Origin of the sequence: Saliniramus sp. (assembly GCF_035311605.1) — a bacterium.
In the GTDB taxonomy this organism is placed as follows: domain Bacteria; phylum Pseudomonadota; class Alphaproteobacteria; order Rhizobiales; family Beijerinckiaceae; genus Saliniramus.
Window position 1 is genome coordinate 1 of the sequence record NZ_DATGCW010000043.1, and the last position, 6,571, is coordinate 6,571.

The 6,571-nt window shown below is 63.1% G+C and carries 6 protein-coding genes and 1 pseudogene; 1 reads left to right on the forward strand and 6 read right to left on the reverse strand.

Features of this window, described 5'->3' with window-relative positions:
• From VKP01_RS02160 to VKP01_RS02185, 6 genes are all read right to left on the reverse strand, one after another.
• A partial coding sequence (locus tag VKP01_RS02160; RefSeq protein ID WP_324409994.1) for a class I SAM-dependent methyltransferase occupies window positions 1-443 on the reverse strand: 443 nt, incomplete at its 3' end.
• Between the two features lie 191 nt (window positions 444-634).
• On the reverse strand, window positions 635-1,804 hold the full coding sequence (locus VKP01_RS02165; protein ID WP_324409995.1) for a CoA transferase: 1,170 nt from the start codon (window positions 1,802-1,804) through the stop codon (window positions 635-637).
• A gap of 776 nt (window positions 1,805-2,580) precedes the next feature.
• Window positions 2,581-2,754: a hypothetical protein gene (locus VKP01_RS02170; protein WP_324409996.1), complete on the reverse strand. Its 174-nt coding sequence runs from the start codon at window positions 2,752-2,754 to the stop codon at window positions 2,581-2,583.
• Window positions 2,755-2,872: 118 nt separating this feature from the next.
• Window positions 2,873-3,118, reverse strand: a complete 246-nt coding sequence (locus VKP01_RS02175) for a hypothetical protein (protein WP_324409997.1) — start codon at window positions 3,116-3,118, stop codon at window positions 2,873-2,875.
• A 1,356-nt stretch (window positions 3,119-4,474) separates the two neighbouring features.
• Window positions 4,475-4,657 (reverse strand): hypothetical protein, encoded by a 183-nt coding sequence (locus VKP01_RS02180; RefSeq protein WP_324409998.1) that lies wholly within the window; start codon window positions 4,655-4,657, stop codon window positions 4,475-4,477.
• Window positions 4,658-4,675: 18 nt separating this feature from the next.
• Entirely contained in the window at window positions 4,676-5,989 is a 1,314-nt protein-coding gene (locus VKP01_RS02185) for a ferredoxin reductase family protein (RefSeq protein WP_324409999.1), read from the reverse strand.
• A 291-nt stretch (window positions 5,990-6,280) separates the two neighbouring features.
• On the opposite strand from VKP01_RS02185, the pseudogene VKP01_RS02190 reads away from it, so the two are divergent.
• Window positions 6,281-6,571: pseudogene (locus tag VKP01_RS02190) on the forward strand (cytochrome c oxidase assembly protein); the annotation flags it as partial.

Here is a 6,571-nt window from a genome sequence, read left to right on the forward strand (position 1 = left end):
GTGAAATAGGCGCAGGAATATTGCTTGTCGGCATCGAGGAAGAGATCGTAGAGCCGCCCGTCAAGATCGTAATGATGGGCGACGTTATCACGTGATCGCAGAATGTCATTGCGCCCGCTGATACGCTCGAGAAAGCCGCGCGCCCGGCGACCGATGGCCGGTCCGAGCAGGTTGCGCTGGCCCGGCGCGCTGTTCATCACAAGGGTCAGCATATCGTAGATCGAGCCGCTTTCGATGACGAAGCGCCCGTCCATATACAATTCTCCCAGACGCAGCGCGGGCCTCGTAAGGAGCTGGCGCACGGCCTCGGCATCGGTGAGCCGTACAGTGACCTCCGGCGCACCGCCATCGCCGAAATTGTGAACCGTTCCCGATGGCATGGTCAGGGTTAGGCTGCCCTTGCGAATGAGCCGGGCGAGACATCGGGCCAGGATCGTTTCCATGGCGATCACTCCGTCGATCGCTGCATCCATCCCGCTCCCCCTCGACGAACGCGCTTTTCATCATCTGCGCGGTGCGGTCGATGCGGTTTTGTTGCTTGCGTGACGTCGAAGCCGGCTTCGCATGCTGGTCGGCGACGTTCACACGCTCCTAACGTAAGGAAAAGCTTGAGGTTCCGTCGAATCCGTAATTATCAAGGCTCGCCATTCGCCTCTCCCGGTCGCATGACCCGGCGCGGGAGATCTTTCGCGCGGCGCAATCCGGGGGCGATCGGCAGGGTCGCAATGGGTATCGTGTGATCCGTGTCCGCTTCCGGCATCTGCGCCGCCACGTCGAACAGGCCGCGCGCGACGAAATGCGGATCCGCACGTGCCTCGGCCAGCGAGCGCACGATTGTGCAGCAGCAATCGCGCGGCTCCAGAAGCGCGCGCCAATGCGCCGCGTCACGGGATCGGATGATCCCGTGAACTGCGAAGCGAGTGGCCTGCGGGTCGGCGCCGTCCTTGCGCAGGGAGGCGGGCAGGGCGATGGCGTCGCAGAACGCATCCCAGAATTTCTGCTCCAGCGCGCCGACGGCGAGGAAGGCATCATCCGCCGTCGGGTAAAGCTGGTAGCGCGGGCTCGCGCCCGTGAGCATGGTATCGCGTGATCCGGAGAAGCCGTGATCCTGTGCTTCGCCTCCTGCCCCGACAGCGCCTGCGACATGCGCATGCCCCTGCGCTAGGGCGAGCCAGGCGAAGGTGAACATCGCGTCGGCCATGGCGATATCGATGCGGCAGCCGCGCCCGGTCAGATCGCGCCGGCGCAGGGCGAGCAGGATATTGATCACAGCCGGCATGGCTCCGCCGGCAATATCGGCTGTCAGGGAAGGCGGGACGGTGGGCGCCTCCGGTGTTCCCGGTGAAAGCGACAGCAGCCCTGTGAGGGCCTGATAGTTCAGATCATGCCCCGCCTCGGCGCTGCGCGGCCCGTCCTGGCCATAGCCGGTTACAGCACAATAGATCAGACCGGGATGGCTTTCGGTCAGCGCCGCCGGATCGAGGCCGAGGCGCGCCATTACACCCGGGCGGAACTGCTCGATCACGATATCGGCCTGCGCGATCAAGGCCGCGAGGCGATCGCGATCGGGCTCCTGTTTCAGATCGAGGGTGATGCATTCCTTTCCGGCATTGAGCACGGCGAAGGGCGCGGAGCAGGACCCCAGTTTCGGCGGAAAATGCCGCATATCCTCGCCGCCGGGCCGCTCGACCTTGATCACGCGCGCACCGGCCTCGGCGAGCATCAACGATGCCAGCGGGCCGGGCAGCAGCGTCGAGAGATCGACCACGGTGATGCCGTCAAGCGGCAGAGCGTCGTTTTGCATCGTCGTTTCCTTCGGGCACCCGTGAACTGCCGCACAGGGTCACCACTGTATGCCACCAGCTGGTTCCCCTTGGGGAATGACCTTTCGATTCACACGCAAGAACAGCCGTTTGTCCAGCCATCTTTGATGAGTGGGCAAATGCTGAGCAGTGCGGAATGCGTGGGCGTGCGGTCATGCCCGCACGATGGCGCGTCCGCGCGCCCGTGTGAGGGCTTGCCTGCATGAATGCTTGTCTGCATGGCGCCTTGCCGACATGAAGGCCTGCCTGCGTGAATTCATGACAGCGTGAATTCGTGACAGCGTGGTGACATGTCGGCATGCTGGCTCGATCGCATCGGATAGCCCCGATGAGCGGAGAGGCCGCGCGGGGAAGACATCCGATCCAACGGCGCAGCCTTCATCCGAATGGTGCAGATATTAATACCTGTGCCGGGATGCGACTGGCGCGCGTATTCAGCGGGCGAAATGCCGCTCTTCTGCGAGCCATCGACCGCCTGAAGCAGGACTACGCCGCTGGCTGCCCACACCCGGAAACGGTTTGGAGCAGTCACCCTCGTGAAGCCGGGGCCGGGGATGCGTTTCCTGATGGTGGGCGAGCAGCATGGCGAGATCAGTACGCATCCCAGGTCGCCCACATGCTGGCGCGACCTCATGTGGGCAAGTTGTCGAGTACGCAAGCCTTCAAGTCCCTAGCCTTCAGGTCCACAAGCCCAAATGGATGCACGCCGATCTGCCTGCATGCCTGCGATCGATCTCCCTCCCGCCGGGCCCGGAAATCAGAAAGCGACGGCCATGATCCCCAGAATGACAATCAGCAAGACCATGAGCACAAGCGCACCAAGAAAAACCGCCTTGCGCAAGGGCGTGCGCAGGATGATCTCCCCCTGGCTCACATCCCGTGCCGAATGGGTGTTCCGGTCGCGTTTCTCGTCGGGGCTGTTCGGTGCCATGATCAGTCTGATGCCTCCGTGTCGGGCGTCCTGCGCCGCATGATGGTGTGACAATATGCTGGGAGGGTCGTCGCGGCAGCCGAGCGCCGCTCGACGGGCAAGATGATGCGCCCAACGATCACTCCGAAGCGCCCGCTCCCGTGCTGCCGGGGCCGCTTGCACTCTGGAATGATAACGCAAGGCCGCGATCGAAGTTCATCCATTCCGGCAATGAAGCGGTGGAATGCTGATCGAGGTTCGAGCCGGAAGCCTCGGCCTGCTTCGTTTGAAACCGCTGGGATGCTTTCGAACGAAGATCGCGCAGGCATGCCTGCATAAACACACGCCAGCACGCCTGCGCGTTGACGTGCATGCGTGTGGACATGTTGCATTGCTTGCGCGGCAACGGTTGCGACGGGGTCGGATCGATTCCGATGGCGGACTTTTCCGGATTGTTGCCATTGGCTGAAGCCGCTGATCTGCATGACTTGGAGCGTCATGGGATCTGACGACTCCGGATCGGGCTCCAAGTCTTCGTCTGGCCCATCATTTTTCCGTCAGCCGGTATCCACCTGACAGAATGATGCTCAAGCGGGCACCCGGCTGAACGAGTGATACTCCATAATCGCGGAGTACGCGCATATCGGCACGCGCGTCATCCCGCGACCTTCCCAGAACAATCGAGAGGGCGGAGCGATATTGACAGGACAGATCGCCTGCCCGAAAGCCCGCCGGGTCGATGTCGCGTGCCGCAGACGAGTAGACCCGACGGACCGCGACACTCCCGCCCTTTCGGATTGGCAAGAAGTCGCGCCGGCATGAAGACATGTCGCTGTGGGGGCTTGCAGACATGAAGGCTTGCAGACATGAAGGCTTGTGGGCATAACGGGATGAAGAAATCTGATCACCGGGCTGCACCGTCATGAGCATTCCTGCACAGGGCTCCCGGGGGTATACGGGGAGCGCGGCGCGGGCCTGGTTTCACTTGTTACAGCAATATCCAAGGACATCGTGGCCGATTTCCTTTGCCGGCCCCTGAACCGGGTGTCGCCGTCTCGGGGGTCGCAGTGCTTGCCGGCACCAGCGTTAACCGGCGCCACGTTCGCGGTATACTCCGCAATGACGGGTACGCCGCCTGGCCCGGTCGTACTGGCGCAACCATGCCGGAGGGCCAGCTGTGCGCCGTTCGTTCAACGCGCACAGCATCCGTGACCCCACGTCGACGCACGTTCGGCGCGCTCGGGGCTTTCGGCCGAGCCTGAAGGCGCATGAATCCCGGTAAATGAAGTCATGCAGACATGCCGGCGCGCTGGCATGCAGGCGCGTGGTCATAGCGGCTGTGATGTCGTACGTTCAGGCTTTCGATCTGCGCGAAGCACCCGGCGCCGCCGCGCCTGCGGCTTGCGCCCGGTTTCCCTTTCAGATCACGGAGGCGGGTTGCCGCCGGGATATTTGATGAAAACAATCCGGGCAAAAGATGGTGAGAGATGGAAGGGCCGAAATGATGGCGCACAAGCCTGCACTGCGGGCGGGCGCCCTCCAATTCAGGCCACCGCCATGAGTCTCGGCATGCATATGACAGGTGGTCATATCATCGGACATTGCCGGCGCGCGGATGGTGCGACTGGCGGAGTGAAGGGCGCTTTGTGGCGTGGGAACGGTAGCGTGCACTCGCTCACCATTTCAGAAAACGATGACATGAGTGCATGCATGCATGTCCACGTAACCACATGCAGGCACGTCAGCAGAACTGCGCGCTGACGGCGGCGAGCGCGCAGGTGCCGACTTCCCGGACCGCGGCATCGTCATGGCTGAGGGTTATTGTTTTACGTCTCTCGCTCGACAGCTGCGCGAAGCCAAGCGCCATGGCCAGGATGAAGGCGGTCAGGAAAAAGGCGAGTGCAAGGGCACGGGATTGTCGCATGGCTCGTTCCGGTCCCGTTCAAACGAGTTCGAAGACTTCGCTGTCGATCTTACTCAGGGGCACATTGCGCGCCTGCAGCGCCTTACGGACTGCGGCCAGCATGGGGCCGGGGCCGCATATCAGATGCGGCCAGTTGCGGCTTTGCCGGGGGAGGTGGCGGTCGAGGACCTGCGCATCGATGAAACCGGCCTCGCCCTCCCAGCCTTCCGGGGGATCCTCCGGCACATGGATAATGGTGAGATCGATCCGCGCGCGCATGGCCTCGAGCTCCTCCTGGAAGCTCGCATCGGACAGCTCCTTGTTGGCGTAGAAAAGGATGACGGGGCGCGGATTACCGCGCAGCGCGAGCGCCTTCAGATTGGCGAAGATCGGCGTGATTCCGATGCCGCCCGCGATCATCACGAAGCCTGGCGCGTCCGGCTCGCGATCAATCGAGAAGGCACCATAGGGGCCGTCGATATAGGCCTTCGTGCCGACGGCAACCTCCACGAGGCGGGCCGTATCGTCGCCGAGCGGTTTGATCGAGAAGGACAGATCGGGACCCGTCTCCGGCGGCGACGAGATGGTGAAGGGGTGCTCCTTCAGCGCCCAGGGAGAGCGCCCGATTGACAGCCAGGCGAACTGGCCGGGCTTCCAGTGTTTCAGGCCGCGCCGCTGCGGGGCGAGCTTCAGGGTATGGACACCGCCGCGCTCCGCCTCGTTGGCGGTGACGATCCAGGGATTGCGGGCTTGCAGCCATGGCCGCCCGATCCGCGACCAGGCAAGCAGCCCCACCCAGCCGACGGTAACGCCGATCCAGAGGGCGCGCTTGTCGGCTGCGGCTGTATAGGTGCCCACGCCGAGGACGTGCGCGACGGCGGCGGCAAAGCCGATCATGGCGAGCGCGATATGCAGATAGCGCCACCATTCATAGGGCAGTTTCAGCGATTTGCGGAACTGTGAGCTGATCACCAAAGCGATGAAGCAGGTCAGCGCGACGCGCCCGGAGGTCAGCTCCCAACGCGCCTCAAGCGGATTCAATGCGCCCAAAGCCGGCTGGTACCAGATATAGAGAATGCCGAAATGCGACAGCATAAGCGCGAGCGCAGCCCAGCTCAGATAGCGATGGCACAGATAGACGATATCCGCGCCGAAGGGATGTGTCAGCCAGCGAAGCCGCCCGGTCAGCGCGAATTGCAGCGTCGCGAGTGCCAGCGCGCCGAAACCGAGCCCCATTGAGAAGGCCCAGAGGGATTCTCTTGCCGTTGCTCGTTCGCCTGTCAGCAGGACGATGAAGGGCAGGGCGAGGGCGAACATGGCGAGCGCGATCAGGCTCATCGCCCACAAATTCACCGTCAAGGTTCGGTCGCGTATGGGAGGAAGGGGCGCGGCTGCGGCGCCATCAGCGTCGTTTTCACTGTGCATCGCGGGTGAAACGAGCGTGCAGCGTGAGTGTTCCGATCGCCATCAACAAAAGCACAGGATCGCGTGATCCCACGATGATGTGATCACAGGAAGAATGCGGGCGAGTATCTGAGCGGGCGTTGGAACACGATGCGCGCCCGCTGCGTTGAGCGCGTGGCAGCAGGCTGAAAGTAAAAGGGCACTAGCCGCGTCACAGCGATTTCCGGAGGGGCGGATAGGATGGCTGGATACGAACCGTATTGTGGTCCCGCGCCGACGCCGGATACGCTTTCTACCAGTTGGAATTTCGACCCGTTTCTGATCCTTGTGCTCGCTGCGATCGGCATTGCGGGCATGTGGCGCCTGCGGGAGGCGCATTGCGCCGATAAGGCGATGCGCCGCGGCGCTTTCGCGCTGGCTGGCGCAGCCGCCTTCATCGCCTTTGTGGCGCCGCTCTGTGCATTGACGGTGGCCTTGTTTTCCGCGCGCACCTTGCATCATCTGGTTCTGCTCGGTCTCGTCGCGCCGGCG

Coding starts and splice junctions, on each gene's coding strand:
- VKP01_RS02165 (WP_324409995.1), bottom strand. CDS start 1,804: ATGCAAAACGACGCTCTGCCGCTTGACGGCATCACCGTGGTCGATCTC.
- VKP01_RS02180 (WP_324409998.1), bottom strand. CDS start 4,657: ATGCGACAATCCCGTGCCCTTGCACTCGCCTTTTTCCTGACCGCCTTC.
- VKP01_RS02170 (WP_324409996.1), bottom strand. CDS start 2,754: ATGGCACCGAACAGCCCCGACGAGAAACGCGACCGGAACACCCATTCG.
- VKP01_RS02175 (WP_324409997.1), bottom strand. CDS start 3,118: ATGTCCACACGCATGCACGTCAACGCGCAGGCGTGCTGGCGTGTGTTT.